This window comes from Pedobacter steynii, from assembly GCF_900103665.1.
Lineage (GTDB): Bacteria > Bacteroidota > Bacteroidia > Sphingobacteriales > Sphingobacteriaceae > Pedobacter > Pedobacter steynii.
Window position 1 is genome coordinate 440,578 of the sequence record NZ_FNGY01000001.1, and the last position, 15,769, is coordinate 456,346.

The following is a 15,769-nucleotide window of genomic DNA, read 5'->3' on the forward strand; positions in this document are numbered from 1 at the left end:
GCACCCGAACGAAAAGGGTGCCTCATTTCCCAATCCATCCTATGCCAAATATAAAGCCTTTCTGCGGATTAAAACCTGCAGTACACCTCCAGTCAAAGGTGGTAACCCGTCCGTTGGAAAACTATGGAACGGGTGAAGCCCGCTTAATTGCGTCCGAAAATAATTGCAGTTTCCTGCACCTGATCAATCCGGAACTGGACAATCCATACCTCAGAGGAACGCGTCAGGAGCTGATCTTCAAGAAGATTGCGGAAAATTTCGAGGGCTTTCTGGAGCACCATTACCTCGTAAGAGAAACCCAACCGGCAATTTATGTGTATCAGGTAGAACACGATGGCTTATGTCAGACGGGGATCTGGACATTGACGCACATCCATGATTACCTGGAAGGAAGGATCAAAAAACATGAATCTACTGTAGAGCGCAGGGAGAAACTGCTGGCCGATTATTTACAGCAAACCGGACTGGATGCCAACCCGGTTCTGATTACTTACCATCCTGATGAGGTGATCGACGGGCTGATTACAAAATATAGCGCTTTAACCCCAGCCCTTGATTTTACTTTTGCGGATCAGAGTCAGCATCGCGTATGGGCCATCACCGAAACTGCGGATCTGGAAAAAATGGTGACTGCATTTCAGGCCATTCCTTCAGTGTATATTGCAGATGGTCATCATAGAGCCGCTTCTATGGCTAAAATGGGTCTGCAGAAGCAAGCTTTGAAAGGAGCTAAGCACGATGGCTCAGAACTTTACAATTACTTCACAACGGTTTATATGAATACGAGTGAGGTAAAAGTGCTGGAATTCAACAGACTGGTCCGGGATCTCGGAACATGGACTGCGGAGCAATTTATGGAGGCACTGAACGCTTGTTTTGAGGTCAGCACATCTGATGTACCGGTGAAACCTCAGGAGCTGCATAAAATAGGCATGTACTTTAATGGTCAATGGTATGTTTTAAGTCCTAAGGCTTCTGTTTATGATGCGAATGATCCGGTAGCGGTACTGGATGTCAGTATTTTACAGGATTTTATTCTGGAGCCTGTGCTGGGAATAAAAGACCCGAGAACGGATGCAAGAATTACTTTTGAGGGGGGAAGAACGGAAGTCTCTGCCTTGCAAAATAAAGTGGATAACGGCCTGTTTGCCGTTGCTTTTACCTTGTTTCCAACTTCGGTAGCACAGGTGATCGCGGTTGCAGAAGCAGATGGGGTCATGCCTCCGAAATCTACCTGGGTAGAGCCTAAATTCCTGGTCGGACTGCTGACCAGCTACTTCAATTAACGAAGCGAATTGGTCAATACCCAATACCGATAGCCCAGTATTGCTTTTTGCAGGTTACTGAGTTTCATCGGATCTTTTTTATACAGGCTGGGAAGGACAAGCTTATTGACCTTCACCAGCATTTTGAAAAGCCATGTTTTCATTTTAAATCTTCTTCATTTTCTTAAGGAGCACAAAAGCCGTTCCGGCAAGTGCCAATGCCAAAAATATAATCACATAAACATAAAAGGTCTTACCTTTTTCCGCTTGCTGCGCTTCCTTTCTAAGGAACTGATTCTGGTCCTGTAATTTCTTGATAGAAAGCATGTAAGCCTGAATTCTGCTGTTGGTGGTATTGGCCGTATTGATGACCTCCTTCACCTCCTGATCCTTATAATCCATCAGTATTTTAAGTTCCTTAAAGATGTTATTGTCGTTGAGTACAATCTGACGCAGGATCTCATTGGAGTTCTTAATGTCCGATTTGGTTTGAAAGCCGAAAATCCCGGTTCTGGCATCCAGACTCTTGTCATATTGTCCAAAGCGATCGCTTCGCTCTGCGAGCAATCCGTTGATTTTTAAACGCTGGATCTGATAAGCACTGGTATCACTTTGAAAAGCAGCTGCCTGGAAACTGATGCCAAGCAACAGGAGAAGCAATAAATTTTTGATCATTTTAAGAAGTAACTTAAATTATTTAGGAATAAGGTAATGGTCATTTTGAAGCAAAAACATAGCCAAAGTTGTAGAAGAGCTCAGTAAGAATGGTATCCTTACCTGTAAGTTAACTGGCTTCTGTTGATATTGTTTTTTTATTACCCGGGTAATGTATATTTGTTTGAATTTTATTAATACACTCATGGGTAAATTATTTTATATCACATTACTTCTTGCAGCCGCTTGTTTCAGTGGTTATGCTCAACAAAATACTTTTGTTAATAATGGGGAAAAGGTAGGAATTGGAACTTTAAGTCCTCAGACGCCACTCACGGTATATAATACTGCTGGTGGAGGGCATATTACCATCCAGGTCAGCGACGTACCTGCAGTAGCTTCCCGGGCTGATCTCGATTACCAAATTGTTAACGGTCATACCATTGGCCGGATCTCTTCTTATTATTCAACGAGTGCTGACGGTGGAAGTGGAGGATTGTGGTTTTGGACAAGATCCAATGGAAATCTTCAACGGAATATGGCTATAGATCCTAATGGAAATGTTGGAATAGGAACCTCGGGAGTGACTGGGTATAAGCTTGCAGTACAGGGGGATATAATTGCAGAGAGTATCAAGGTCGCGATGAGGACTAACTGGCCCGATTTTGTTTTTGATACAAAGTATCGTCTGCAGCCACTTGAGCAGGTAGAACAGCATATCAAGCAGTTTAAACATTTGCCAAATATCCCATCGGCAGCAGAAGTCAAAGAAAAAGGACTTGACCTTGGGGCAAATCAAGCTAAGTTGTTGCAAAAGATTGAAGAACTAACTTTATACTTAATTGATCAGAATAAAACGCTACTCAAACAAGGGGAACTGATTAAGGAACAACAGGAACTCTTGCTCCATCAGGGAAAACGCTTAAAGGAATTAGAAGAAAAATCATGGAGTCAATAGACTCCATGCCTCAGCTTTAGACTGGAAGTTTGGTTTTACGACAGCCCAGGTTTCGCGGAAGAGGAGCGACTGGCGGTAGTCTTCCAGATGCTGTTCATCTGCCCAGTGGCTAATGGTAAAGAACACGTTGGGGTTCAGGCTATCCTGTAGCAATTGAACGGCGCTACAGCCTTTAAATGAAGCAATCCTGGGTTGTACAGTTTTGAAAGTTTCTTTGAACTCTGCCACAAAAGCAGGGGCGAAATGCATTTTTACCAGACGTATGAGCATGAAATTATTTTTTAAGGATGAAATTCAACCCTGACAATATCGCTCAGGTGTAAGCCCAGCAAACCACTGGCTTTTCCTTTATTAATGGCAATCTCCAGGTGGTTACTGATGCCAAAAAGACAGAGCTTTTCTCCTTCAGGAACCTCGTTGTAATGCCAGCTTAACTGGGTAATCGTTTCGCTCTTTCTGAAGTACAAAGTGAAGTCCCGGTTCCGCTGGATTTTCGTAAATAATTCTTTGGTAATATTGGTAATCACGTTGGAGAAAGTGTCAATGTAAATGACGCTTCCTCGGATGATATCGCGCTCTATCACAGGGTTTAGTAACATGCGTTCCTCTACACTGTCGGTCGGCATTCCGATGTCCCTTAACCTGCCACCTTTGGCAAGATGGATGGCCGCTTTTACAAAAATATCTACCAAAGGAAAATGAAGGTATTTCAGGTCCTGCATGATGTTCAGTTCCACGATTTCATCGGGCATCTCTTCAAATAACAAAGAAAAAATGCCATTGTCTGCACCTACAAAATAATGATCCCTGTATTTCAGCGCAATATATCTCGTGTTTTCGCTGAACACAGAATCGATACCGATCAGGTGCACAGTACCTTTAGGGAAATAAGGATACACGTTCTTTAAAACGAATGCCGCATAAGAAATATTGAAAGAAGGAACCTCATGTGTCACATCAACAATATTGGCCGTCGGTAAGATACTCAGGATACTGCCTTTGAGGGCAGCCTGGTAAAAATCTTTTGAACCTAAATCTGTCGTTAATGTAATAATGGCCATTAAAAATTGAATATTTATTCTTAATCTTGCGTAAGCGGCAAATCGCGTACAAATATTCAATTTTTATATCAAAATATACACCTCTATCTAAAAAACAATATTTTGAACGAACTTAAATTAACATTAGAATCGGTAGATCCGGTACAGTTTTGGGGAGCAAACAATGAGCATTACGAGATCATTAAGAATGCTTTTCCGAAGCTTAAAGTTGTGGCCAGGGGCAATGAAGTGAAAGTATTGGGTGATGAGAAAGAGCTTAAAGTTTTTGAGCAGAAATATACGCTGTTGCTAAATCAGCTGGAGCAGTATAGCACATTAACGGCCAGTGATGTAGAATCTATCCTCGTTTCAAGGAAAGCAGCACCTGCTTCGGAAAATGGTACGGCTGAAAAGCCCGTTGCTGCTCCTGCAGGTGGTGGTGGTGAGGTGATCGTGTTTGGTACCAATGGTTTGATGGTGAAAGCCAGAACGGCCAACCAGAGACGCATGGTAGACAGCATCGTTAAAAACGATGTGCTTTTTGCCATCGGCCCTGCCGGAACAGGAAAAACCTATACTGCGGTTGCACTTGCCGTCAGAGCACTGAAAAATAAAGAAATTAAAAGGATCATTTTAACCAGACCTGCAGTAGAAGCAGGGGAGAGCCTGGGCTTTTTGCCGGGCGATCTGAAGGAAAAAGTAGATCCCTACCTTCGCCCATTATATGATGCCCTGGATGATATGATCCCGGCAGAAAAACTGAAACTTTATCTGGAAAACAGAACGATAGAGATTGCCCCTTTGGCATTCATGCGTGGAAGAACCCTGGATAATTGTTTTGTGATCCTCGATGAGGCCCAGAATTCAACTGACCTTCAGCTGAAAATGTTCCTCACCCGGATGGGACCATCTGCCAAGTTTATTGTAACCGGCGACATTACCCAGATCGATTTGCCTAAAAAACAAATGTCCGGACTGCACAATGCCCTGCGGATCTTAGATGATATTCCCGGTATTGAAATTATTTACCTGACGGGGGAAGATGTAGTGCGGCATAAACTGGTAAAAAGAATTTTAAAAGCCTACGGCGATATCCAATAATTTAAGAACAAATAACAACAGCTCTTTGGCAAATACCATGACAGCAATTAAAGAAACAAATTTTAGCTTTCCAAAGCAAACCAATTTTTACAAGGGAAAAGTGCGTGACGTATACACGATCAATAACCAGTTTATGGCCATGGTCGTAACCGACAGGATCTCTGCATTTGATGTGGTCTTGCCGGAAGCGATTCCTTTCAAAGGACAAGTGCTGAATCAGATCGGCGCGAAATTCCTGGATGCCACGAAAGACATCGTTCCTAACTGGGTGATCGCTGTTCCGGATGAAATGGTGACCGTTGGAAGGATCTGTGAGCCTTTTAAGGTGGAAATGGTCGTGAGGGGCTATCTTGCAGGACATGCATGGAGAGAATACAGTGCCGGCAGACGCAGCGTTTGCGGAGTAGCTTTACCGGAAGGACTGAAAGAAAATGATCAACTGCCTCAGCCGATCATCACGCCAACTACAAAAGCAGCGGTAGGACATGATGAAGACATTTCCAGGGAAGATATTTTAGCCAAAGGAATCGTATCTCCTGAAGATTATACGCAGCTGGAAGCCTATACTTATGCCCTTTATGAGCGCGGTACACAAATGGCAGCTGAACGCGGACTGATCCTGGTAGATACGAAATATGAATTTGGTAAAGTAGGTGCAGAGATCTTCCTGATTGATGAAATCCATACTCCTGACTCTTCCCGTTATTTTTATGCCGAAGGATATGCAGCGAGACAGGCCGCAGGTGAGCCTCAGAAACAATTGTCAAAAGAGTTTGTACGTAAATGGTTAATCGAAAATGGTTTCCAGGGTAAAGACGGACAAAGCATTCCGGTGATGACCCCGGAAATTGTAAGCTCGATCTCAGAACGTTATATAGAGCTTTATGAGCAGATCACTGGTGATACCTTCGTTAAAAACGAAAGTGCGGACGTAGTTCAGCGAATTGAAGAAAATGTAGTCAATTCTTTAAACGGGCTTTTAGCAAACTAAAACCTGTTTTTAAAAATCAGCGGTCGCCATTCCTAAACAGGGGATGGCGACCGTTATATCAAACAACCAATGCGATTGCAGGTTTTTCAGAAGGAATTATCAACCAATCCTTACTAAAACAGATAAAATTAGTTACTTTAGCAACACATATAAATAAATCAATATCATGAAATTTTCAGTTGACAAGCACGAAAAGTATGTAGTTCTTAAACTTAGAGAATCTAAGTTCACCAACGACAATACCCCTAAGTTAAAATCTGAGTTCATTTTATTGAACGCAGAAGGTTACCATAACATTGTTCTGGATTTATCCGCTGTAAAAGAATGCAATGATTCTCAGGATCTGAGCAGTTTACTGGTAGGAGACCGGCTATGTAAAAGCGCTAACGGCTTGTTTATCCTGATCGGAATAAATGGCGTTGTCGCTAAAATATTGGAAATGTCTAATCTTGACCAGTCGTTGACGATCGTCTCTAAACTGGATGAAGCTACAGACCTGATCTTTATGGAAGAAATTGAGAAAGAATTGTTGGGGAGCGTAGATAAAGGTTAATGAAGTTTGAGGTTACTATTTTAGGTAGCAGCTCTGCTACACCCGTTTACAATAGAAATCCAAGTGCCCAGCTTTTAAACTGTAATGAAAAATTTTACCTGATCGATTGCGGGGAAGGAACCCAGCAGCAATTGATCAAGTATGGTTTTAAAGCAAGTAAAATAGATTTTGTATTCATCAGTCACCTTCACGGAGATCATTATTTTGGATTGATCGGATTACTTTCCACCATGCATTTGAATGGAAGGATCAAGCCGATTAAAATTTTTGCTCCTGCAGCTTTAATGGAGATTCTGGACCTTCAGTTTAAACATTCTGAAACGATCCTCCGCTATCCTTTGGAATTTGTAGCCATCACTGCAGATACAGCTCAGCTGATTTTTGAAAACTCAGACCTGACCGTATCTACGATTGTGCTGAACCACAGAATTCCCTGTACGGGATTCGTCTTTACAGAAAAGAAGCGGTTGCGTAAGGTCATTGTAGAAAAGCTTGAAGAAGAAAACATTCCTTTAGAATATTACCCTTTATTGAAAAGAGGGGTAGACCTGACCTTACCAGACGGAACGATACTTCTGAACAAGGACTATACCACGGACTCAGATGAGCCCAGAAAGTATGCTTACTGCTCGGATACCCTTTGTGATGGCAGCTATTTCGAACAGATCAAAGATTGCAATACGCTGTACCATGAAGCGACGTTCTTACATGAAATGCTGGAACGGGCAAATCAAACACATCATACGACCGCTTTACAGGCCGCTGAGACGGCAATAACAACCGGTGCGAAGAAACTGCTTATCGGGCACTTTTCTTCCAGATACAAGACCTTACAGCCCTTATTGGAGGAAGCTGTATCGGCTTTTGAAAACACACAGCTGGCTCAGGAAGGAAGTACCTTCCAGATCTAAGCCGGTCCGGACGGATATTCACCAATCAATAGCTGCTGATAGCTCCATAAAAAAGGCGGTTCTGAAATCTCAGAACCGCCTTTTTTTTACCTTGGTAAAACTACCTTATTTGTCTTTTTTAGCACCGCCACCGAACACAGAGAAGTGAACGTAACGCTTAGGATTTTCTTTTAAGTCGATGATCAGCTTGTCCAGGTTCTGAGAAGCACTGTTCAGGTTGTCATACATTTTCGTATCGTTGATCAACAGGCCTAAAGTACCTTTACCTTCGTTGATCTTGCCAACAATCGCCTGTAGATCGGCCATTGATTTATTGGCATTGTCTATGGTCTGTTTGAAGTTCGCTGCTGCCACCTGATCGGTAATGCTGCCGATGTTGTTCAAAATACCGTTGATCTTTTCGTTGTTGTTTTTCAGGTTTGCGGAGATGGCCTCTACATTGGCGAGGATAGAAGAGATGCGTGTTCCTTCAGAACCTACCAGGTTATCCACTTTTTTCGAAGTCGCCTCCAGTGAAGCAAGGGTAGAAGCAATGCTGTTGAAACTCTTGTCTACATTCTTCTGGAAGTTCGGGTTCAGGATCGAGTTTACACTCGTTAAGATAGAATCCATTTTCGCAATGATCAGTTCTGCTTTCTTTTGTACCGGCTGAACGGTTTCCAACAGGCCTTTCGCCACATTCGCGTTTAGCGTATCTCCGTCTTTTGCATATACATTTCCGGTTCCTAAAGCCATTACAATTGCTTTACCACCTAAAAGGTCGATGCTTTCCAGTTTTGCAACACTATTTTTAGGGATTTCATATTTCCCTTTGATTTTTAAGGTGGCGATAATGGTTCCGTCAGACTGAAGCGTCAGTTTATCTACACGGCCGATTTGATAACCATTGATCAGAACAGGCTTAGATACACCCAGTCCGTCTACATGCGAATACCTGGCATACAATACGGTTTCGCTGGAAAAAATGGCATTGCCTTTTAAAAAGTTGTAGCCAATGATTAACATGGCTATGGAAAAGGCTGCTAGTATGCCTACTTTGGTTTCGTTTGCTATTTTCACGTATGTATGTTTACTTAATTTACTTCTGTTTGTTTTTTATATTTCTTTACGGCATCAAAAATGGCATGTACAATTTCCGATTGTCCGCTTGCAGAATTCATGTAATTCTCCTCTGCCGGGTTTGATATAAATCCGATTTCCGTTAATACAGCAGGCATTCCAACCCTTTGTAAAATTAAAATCCCCTGTTCTTTTACTCCTCTGTTGACGCGTTTGTTATCGTTGGTATAGTTGTCCTGAATCAATCTGGCCAGTTTCAGGCTCTTGTCTCTAAAGGTATTTTTAAACAAAGATAGTATAATAAATGTCTCGGGATCGTTGGGATCGTAGCCGTCGTAGTTTTGTTTGTAGTTTTTTTCCAGTTTGATATCGGCATTCTCCCTGATGGCTACATCCTGCTCATTTAGCCGGTGTGTACCTGCAACGAAGGTCTCTGTCCCACTGGTGGAGGAGTTCTTTACATACGCATACCTTGGAATCTTTTTGCCGCCTTTTCCTTTGGTATAGCCGGCTACCACTCTTCTGTCGGGCATAGAGTTGCAGTGGATAGAAATGAAAATATCTGCTTTGGCATCATTGGCAATTTCAGCTCTTTTATAGAAGTCGACATCCACGTCCGTTTTCCTCGTGTAAAGGATCCGGACTTCGGGCATTTCTTCTTCAAACTTCTTTCCAAGGCGAAGGGCTACCTGCAGGGCGACATTCTTTTCTACAGAGTAACTGCCTGCGGCTCCGGGTTTACCGCCACCATGACCGGCATCGATCACGATAGTTTTAACCTTATATCCTTGTGAAAAAACAAATTCTGAACTTATAAACAATAAAATGGTAAACAAGAATATACTTCTTTTCAATCTCATCAGGCTTAACTCTTTTTTTATTTTATCGGTATCTAACTATTATCCTTCTATCTTATGCTGATAGCTTTGTATGGCTTTCAACAGGCAATTGGTAATTTCCAGCTGTCCGGCTTCAGAGTTCATGTAATCTTCTTCGTCAGGGTTACTGATAAATCCGATCTCTGTTAATATAGCCGGCATTCCTGCCCTGGCCAATACCGCAAGGCTTTTCTCCTGTACGCCACGGTTTACCCTTCCTACATTAACATATTCGTCCTGCACAAGTTTTGCTAATTTTAAACTTTGTGTTCTGAACGTATTTTTCATCAAAGATAGTATAATATAGTTTTCCGCATTATTTGGGTCAAAACCTTCATAATTCTCTTTATAGTTATCTTCCAGGAAAATAGCTGCATTCTCTCTCTTGATCACTTCGTCCTGTTCATTGATTCTTCCCATCCCGGAAACAAAGGTTTCGACACCACGGGTAGAGGTGCTTTTCCGATAGGAACTTTCTGTAATGGGAATTCTCTTTCCATTACGTCCTTTTCTATAGCCCGTCACGCTCGTAGAACGGATCATTGGCATATCATTGCAGTGAATGGAGATAAAAAGATCTGCTTTTGCATTATTGGCAATGGCAATCCGCTCATAAAGCGGAACAAAAACATCAGTAGACCTGGTGTAGATCACTTTTACATCTTTCATATTCGCTTCTATCGCTGCACCAAGTCGTAAAGCAGTTTTCAGGGCAACATCTTTTTCCGTGGAATAAGCGCCCCTGGTAGAGCCGTCTTTCCCCCCGTGACCAGCGTCTAATACGATGGTTTTTATTTTATATTCCTGCGTAAATGCTTGATAATTAGTGGTTGTAGCTAATATCAAAGAAATAAATACGATCAAAATTGCATTTGGTCTGAGCAATGGCATATTTTTCATTAATTTTGAACGTTTTGGATTAAACATTAATGCAAAAATAACATTCACACACGAATTTGAAACTTTTAAGCGACATCATTTTTTTAAAACGGCTTGTTTTATTAACAATTGTTAGTATTCCGGCATTTGCATCTTCTGGTTTTTCCTCCACGCAACAGGTCGTACCTCAGGTAGATACCGCTAAAAGGAGTGGTATTAAACCCGGAATGAAACCCGGGCTAAAAAGTAATCCTGCGGATACTTCAAAATCCAGCGATAAGATTGAATACTCCGCTAAAGATTCAACGAAAGTTGATAAAAAAGAAGGCATCATTTATTTATATGGCCGTGCAAGGGTGGTATATCAGGGATTGGAGCTGGATGCCGATTACATTACTTACAATACTAAAACCCATCAGATTTTTGCCAGCGGAAAAAATGATGCCAAAGGTAAATATGTAGGCCGGCCTATTTTTAAAATGCCCGGACAGGGAAGTTCCCTGGCAGATTCCTTACGTTATAACACCGAAACTGCTGCCGGAAAGATTTACGGTGTGTTCACAGAGCAGGAAGGTGGCTTTTTCTCCGGCGGACTCGCCAAGAAACAACCTGATGATGAAATTCACAGTAAAGGACAAACTTATAGTACCTGTAATTTGCCACATCCCCATTTCGGGATTCACATTACCAAAGGTATCGTCACGGAGAATCAGATCATTACCGGGCCGGTTTACTTAAAAATAGAAGATATTCCTTTGCCCATCGGACTGCCCTTTGCCTTTTTTCCAAAGCCAAATAAGAAGTCGTCCGGTATTATTTTACCCAGCCCCGGTGAAGATTATACCAGAGGTTTCTTTTTAAGAGACGGTGGGTATTATATGGGCTTTAGTGATTATTTTGATGCCAAACTGATCGGATCAATTTATACAGGTGGTTCTTACGATTTAAACCTGACCTCTACCTATACTAAAAGATATAAATACAATGGAAATATCGCTTTAAGCTATTCCAGCATTGTCACCGGATCTGAAGGTACAAAACGTTTCGGCAGAGAAAAGCCTTTTGCGATCAACTGGTCCCACAATCAAAATGCAAATGCGAGCCCCGGAAGTACACTCAGTGCCTCGGTAAATATCAGGACCAGTACTTATAATAGCCTCACGGCAGCCGGTAATACCTATGATCCGATCCCACTTTCACAAAATATTTTAACTTCTTCTGTGAATTATTCTAAACAACTTTTTGGAGATTTGTTTAGCCTTTCACTGGCCGGAAGGGTAACTCAGGATGTATCCAGAAAAACGGTTGACCTGACCTTGCCGGATATCAGTTTAAACATGTCAAGACAAATCTTTCCTTTTGCCTCTCCAAACAGGGTTGGAGATCCAAAATGGTATGAGAAAATTTCTGTCGGATATACTATGCAGAGCAGTAATGCGGTGACTTCAGCCGATAGTCTGTTGTTTAAGCGTCAGACCCTGAGTAAATTCAGAAACGGGATGCAGCACAATATTCCGATCCAGATGAATTTTAATGTATTAAAGTATTTCAATTTTGGAACGAGTGTAAACTATAAAGAAACCTGGCATTTTCAGTCGATCAAAAAGACTTTTATGAAAGCCACGGGTAGTGCGACAGACCTGACCAGGATTGACACGATTCCTGGGTTTAACCGTTATGGAACCTATAATATTGGTGGTTCAGTCGGTACGAAGATTTACTCGACTGCGCAATTTACGAAATTAGGAAATCTGAAAGCAATCCGACACGTCATGTCACCGAATATTGGTTTTAGCTATGCGCCTGATTTTTCAGACCCAAAAATGGGAAATTATTTGATAGCGAGATATGCAGACGGTAAGACGGTACCGGAATTAAAGAGGCCGGATGGATCTTACGATATGGACGCGGATGGAAATGCGATAAAACCGCTTACCTACGCCCGCCAGGAGGGGATGTTATATCAGGGACCGCCCCGGGGCAGACAGGCCAGTATGTCCTTCACTTTGCAGAATACCGTAGAAGCGAAGGTTGCGGTACCAAACGATACGACTGGAAAAGGCGAAAAGAAAGTACCCATTATTAATAACCTGAGCATCAGTACCAGTTATAATTTTCTTGCACCGAAATTTAAGCTCAGCCCGTTTAATATTTCAGGAAGTACCCCTTTTACCCCTAAATTCCAGGTAAATTACAACGCAGTGCTTAATCCATATCTTGTTGGGAGGGATTCTTTGGTTAACGGTATAAAGACACCTGTACAACCATTTTTGCTGGATAAATATGTATGGCAGCGGGGGAGATTACCCCGGCTTACCTCTTTTGGCTTGTCATTTGATTATAGTCTGAACCCTGAAGCCCTGAAAAGAAAAAATATAAACCAACAGGAGCAGCGCGATCAAAACATTCAGAAAGGAATGACTCCGGAGCAGGCAGAAGCAATGGCCCTGGTGAGCAGGGATCCAAATGCTTTTGTGGATTTCAAAATTCCATGGAACTTCGCCTTTAGGTACGCCTTTAATTACAATACCAATGATGCGGGCGAGCAAGGCAGGTATACCAATAGTTTGTCTTTTAACGGAGATGCCAACATTACCCCTAAATGGAAAGTAACTTTTAATTCCGGCTGGGACTTTCAGGCGAAAAACTTTACCATGACCACATTCGGGATCTACCGTGACCTGCATTGCTGGGACATGAGCTTTAGCTGGGTGCCATTCGGTGCCTATCAGAGTTATTCTGTAGACATCAAGGTGAAAGCTTCTGTACTACAGGATCTGAAACTGAGCAAGAGAAAGAATTACTATACGAGATACTAAACCCATTGATATGCTGGCGGAAATTATAACCATAGGCGACGAAATCCTGATTGGTCAGATTGTAGATACCAATTCTGCATGGATGGCCAAACAATTGAACCTGATCGGAATGAAGGTGAAACAGATCACCTCCGTCTCTGACGATGCTGACCATATCATAGAAGCGTTACAGCAGGCCGAAAATAGAGCGGATATCATTCTGATTACCGGAGGACTAGGCCCTACAAAGGATGACATCACCAAGGTAACACTGGCAAAATATTTCAATATGGGTTTCAGAAGAGATGAAGAAACCCTGCAGCATGTGACCGGGATCTTTGAACGCCTTAACCGGCCAATGATTGAGCTGAACAGAAAACAGGCTGATGTTCCGGATGGATGTACGGTGATCAAAAACAAAAATGGAACTGCCCCATGCATGTGGTTTGAGGAACATGGAAAGATCTTTGTCTCTATGCCGGGTGTTCCTTTTGAGATGATGTATTTAATGGATGATGAAATCATTCCAAGAATCAAAACTGCTTTTAAACTTCCCGCCATCTACCATAAAACAATCCTGACTTCAAATATCGGGGAATCTTTTCTTGCGGTAGAAATTGAAGAAATCGAAGATGCCTTACCTGCGCATATCAAGCTGGCCTACCTGCCAAGGCTCGGTCAGGTCAGACTACGTTTAAGCACTTCCGGAACGGATGAGGAGCTCCTGAAACAGGAAGTAGAGGTCCATGCGCAACAGATCGTAACCAAAATAAAGAAGTACGTGGTTGCAGAAGAGGATATTGCTTTAGAAAAAGTCATACTGAACTTTATGGAAGCGCGAAAACTGACACTTTCTACGGCCGAAAGCTGTACCGGAGGATATATTGCACACCTGATTACCCAGCATCCGGGATGTTCTTCTGTTTATGAAGGAGGAGCGGTGACCTATTCTTACGAACTTAAAATGTCTATTCTTGGCGTTCAGCAGGAAACTTTGGCCAAATATGGTGCAGTGAGTGAAGAAACGGTTAAAGAGATGGCTTTAGGTGCAATAAAACATTTTAAAACAGATTATGCGGTAGCCGTGAGCGGCATTGCCGGACCGGACGGTGGTTTGCCTGATAAACCTGTCGGAACTGTCTGGATAGCAGTAGCTCATGCCAAAGGTGTGGTGTCGAAAGTATTCAGTTTTGGCAACAAAAGAGCACAGAATATCGAACGCTCTGCCAGTGCTGCCTTGTCAATGATTTTGAACGAACTCCAGCAACATGAGGATTAAGTGTCCGAAATACTTTACTTTTGTACCTGATACCAATCATAAAATAAAAAATGGCTCAATACGAATTATTGTTACCTAAAATGGGGGAGAGCGTTGCGGAAGCAACCATTATCAAATGGGCGAAACAACCAGGAGATATGATAGAATTGGACGATACAATTTTGGAAATCGCTACTGATAAGGTAGATTCTGAAGTTCCATCACCAATCGCCGGTAAGTTAATCAAACAGTTATTCAAGGAAGATGAAGTGGTTCAGGTAGGTGCAGTGATTGCAATTATCGAAACCGATGCCAATGCCGTTGCAGCACCTGCTGAAACAGCAGCAGCACAGCCGGAAGCGGAAACGGTAACCGAACAGATTCCCGGTACAGAACAGTTGCCTTCAAACGATGCAACAGCAGAGCCGGTGAAGCAAAGTAGTTCAGATCGTTTTTACTCACCATTGGTGAAAAATATCGCTGCTCAGGAAAATATTGAGCTCAGCGAATTGGACCGCATTACAGGTACAGGAGCAGAAGGACGTTTAACAAAAGATGACCTCTTAAATTATATTCAACAGAAAACAGGTGGTGTTGCGCCTACAGCAACAGCAGCAGTTCAGGCAGCAGTTCCTGTAGTCAGCAGTCAGCCAGCACCTTCCAAGCCGGTACAACCGGTAGTGAGCATGAATGGCGGTGATGAAATCATTGAGATGGACAGGATGCGCAAGCTGATTGCCGATCACATGGTGATGAGCAAGCACAATTCCCCGCATGTCACTTCCTTCGTGGAAGCTGACGTAACCAATATGGTGATGTGGCGTGAAAAAGTGAAACGCAATTTTGAGAAGCGCGAAAATGAGAAAATCACTTTCACACCGATCTTTATCGAAGCGGTAACCAAAGCAATTAAAGACTTCCCGATGATCAATGTTTCTGTGAATGGAACGCAGATCATCAAGAAAAGAGATATTAATATCGGTATGGCGGCAGCTTTGCCAAGCGGAAACCTGATTGTTCCGGTCATCAAAAATGCAGATCAGCTGAACCTGGTAGGTTTAACGAAATCGGTGAATGACCTGGCCATCCGCGCCCGTAATTCAAAGCTTAAACCAGACGAAACTCAGGGTGGAACATTTACCCTGACCAATGTAGGTTCTTTTGGAAACGTAATGGGAACACCCATTATCAACCAGCCTCAGGTAGCAATCCTTGCTGTAGGTGCGATCAAAAAGAAACCGGCTGTATTGGAGACTGAATTTGGGGATGTCATTGCCATCCGTCACATGATGTTCCTTTCGCTTTCTTATGACCACAGGGTGGTAGATGGTGCCCTGGGTGGATCATTTGTCCGCAGGGTAGCAGATTACCTGGAAAGCTGGGACATCAACCGGGAGATCTAAGGAGCTCCTGAAAATAACTGA

The 15,769-nt window shown here is 42.6% G+C and carries 16 protein-coding genes; 9 read left to right on the plus strand and 7 right to left on the minus strand.

The annotated features are described in order from the left end of the window. Positions 1–41: 41 nt before the first annotated feature. Positions 42–1,286, plus strand: a complete 1,245-nt coding sequence (locus BLQ87_RS01720) for a DUF1015 domain-containing protein (RefSeq protein ID WP_074604367.1) — start codon at positions 42–44, stop codon at positions 1,284–1,286. Here the strand turns inward: BLQ87_RS01720 and BLQ87_RS33680 are convergent. Both BLQ87_RS33680 and BLQ87_RS01725 read right to left on the minus strand, forming a co-directional pair. Continuing rightward, positions 1,283–1,429, minus strand: a complete 147-nt coding sequence (locus BLQ87_RS33680; RefSeq protein WP_172664792.1) for a hypothetical protein — start codon at positions 1,427–1,429, stop codon at positions 1,283–1,285. The two genes, BLQ87_RS01720 and BLQ87_RS33680, sit on opposite strands and share 4 nt — an antisense overlap. A gap of 1 nt (position 1,430) precedes the next feature. Beyond that, positions 1,431–1,940, minus strand: coding sequence for a hypothetical protein (locus BLQ87_RS01725; RefSeq protein WP_074604368.1), 510 nt, complete (start codon positions 1,938–1,940; stop codon positions 1,431–1,433). A gap of 184 nt (positions 1,941–2,124) precedes the next feature. On the opposite strand from BLQ87_RS01725, the gene BLQ87_RS01730 reads away from it, so the two are divergent. Then, the gene (locus BLQ87_RS01730) at positions 2,125–2,877 is read left to right on the plus strand and encodes a tail fiber protein (protein WP_074604370.1); all 753 of its coding nucleotides are present in this window, start codon (positions 2,125–2,127) and stop codon (positions 2,875–2,877) included. Here the strand turns inward: BLQ87_RS01730 and BLQ87_RS01735 are convergent. Together BLQ87_RS01735 and BLQ87_RS01740 are read right to left on the minus strand one after the other, a co-directional pair. Further along, positions 2,863–3,147, minus strand: coding sequence for a putative quinol monooxygenase (locus BLQ87_RS01735; protein ID WP_074604372.1), 285 nt, complete (start codon positions 3,145–3,147; stop codon positions 2,863–2,865). The genes BLQ87_RS01730 and BLQ87_RS01735 overlap by 15 nt on opposite strands. An 11-nt stretch (positions 3,148–3,158) precedes the next feature. Continuing rightward, positions 3,159–3,938: an SAM hydrolase/SAM-dependent halogenase family protein gene (locus BLQ87_RS01740; RefSeq protein WP_074604375.1), complete on the minus strand. Its 780-nt coding sequence runs from the start codon at positions 3,936–3,938 to the stop codon at positions 3,159–3,161. A gap of 102 nt (positions 3,939–4,040) precedes the next feature. On the opposite strand from BLQ87_RS01740, the gene BLQ87_RS01745 reads away from it, so the two are divergent. From BLQ87_RS01745 to BLQ87_RS01760, 4 genes are all read left to right on the plus strand, one after another. After that, complete coding sequence (locus BLQ87_RS01745; protein ID WP_074604377.1) at positions 4,041–5,018, plus strand: PhoH family protein; 978 nt, start codon at positions 4,041–4,043, stop codon at positions 5,016–5,018. Positions 5,019–5,055: 37 nt separating this feature from the next. Continuing rightward, the gene (locus BLQ87_RS01750; RefSeq protein WP_074604379.1) at positions 5,056–6,009 is read left to right on the plus strand and encodes a phosphoribosylaminoimidazolesuccinocarboxamide synthase; all 954 of its coding nucleotides are present in this window, start codon (positions 5,056–5,058) and stop codon (positions 6,007–6,009) included. A 166-nt stretch (positions 6,010–6,175) separates the two neighbouring features. Further along, positions 6,176–6,562 carry an STAS domain-containing protein gene (locus BLQ87_RS01755; RefSeq protein WP_074604381.1) on the plus strand — a complete coding sequence of 129 codons (387 nt, stop codon included), beginning with the start codon at positions 6,176–6,178 and terminating at the stop codon, positions 6,560–6,562. Then, a complete protein-coding gene (locus BLQ87_RS01760; RefSeq protein ID WP_074604384.1) occupies positions 6,562–7,473 on the plus strand; it encodes a ribonuclease Z in 912 nt (303 codons plus the stop codon). The genes BLQ87_RS01755 and BLQ87_RS01760 overlap by 1 nt, the downstream gene beginning before the upstream one ends. A 105-nt stretch (positions 7,474–7,578) precedes the next feature. Here the strand turns inward: BLQ87_RS01760 and BLQ87_RS01765 are convergent, their stop codons facing one another. The 3 genes from BLQ87_RS01765 to BLQ87_RS01775 are packed head-to-tail and all read right to left on the minus strand — an operon-like array spanning position 7,579 to position 10,310. After that, entirely contained in the window at positions 7,579–8,532 is a 954-nt protein-coding gene (locus BLQ87_RS01765; RefSeq protein WP_074604386.1) for an MlaD family protein, read from the minus strand. Positions 8,533–8,546: 14 nt separating this feature from the next. Next, the gene (locus BLQ87_RS01770; protein WP_074604388.1) at positions 8,547–9,392 is read right to left on the minus strand and encodes an N-acetylmuramoyl-L-alanine amidase family protein; all 846 of its coding nucleotides are present in this window, start codon (positions 9,390–9,392) and stop codon (positions 8,547–8,549) included. A gap of 39 nt (positions 9,393–9,431) precedes the next feature. Continuing rightward, positions 9,432–10,310: an N-acetylmuramoyl-L-alanine amidase family protein gene (locus BLQ87_RS01775; protein WP_394331810.1), complete on the minus strand. Its 879-nt coding sequence runs from the start codon at positions 10,308–10,310 to the stop codon at positions 9,432–9,434. Between the two features lie 56 nt (positions 10,311–10,366). On the opposite strand from BLQ87_RS01775, the gene BLQ87_RS01780 reads away from it, so the two are divergent. The 3 genes from BLQ87_RS01780 to BLQ87_RS01790 are packed head-to-tail and all read left to right on the plus strand — an operon-like array spanning position 10,367 to position 15,748. After that, on the plus strand, positions 10,367–13,108 hold the full coding sequence (locus BLQ87_RS01780; RefSeq protein ID WP_074604391.1) for a putative LPS assembly protein LptD: 2,742 nt from the start codon (positions 10,367–10,369) through the stop codon (positions 13,106–13,108). Positions 13,109–13,118: 10 nt separating this feature from the next. Then, entirely contained in the window at positions 13,119–14,366 is a 1,248-nt protein-coding gene (locus BLQ87_RS01785) for a competence/damage-inducible protein A (RefSeq protein ID WP_074604392.1), read from the plus strand. Between the two features lie 50 nt (positions 14,367–14,416). Continuing rightward, complete coding sequence (locus BLQ87_RS01790) at positions 14,417–15,748, plus strand: dihydrolipoamide acetyltransferase family protein (RefSeq protein WP_074604394.1); 1,332 nt, start codon at positions 14,417–14,419, stop codon at positions 15,746–15,748. Positions 15,749–15,769 lie beyond the last annotated feature (21 nt).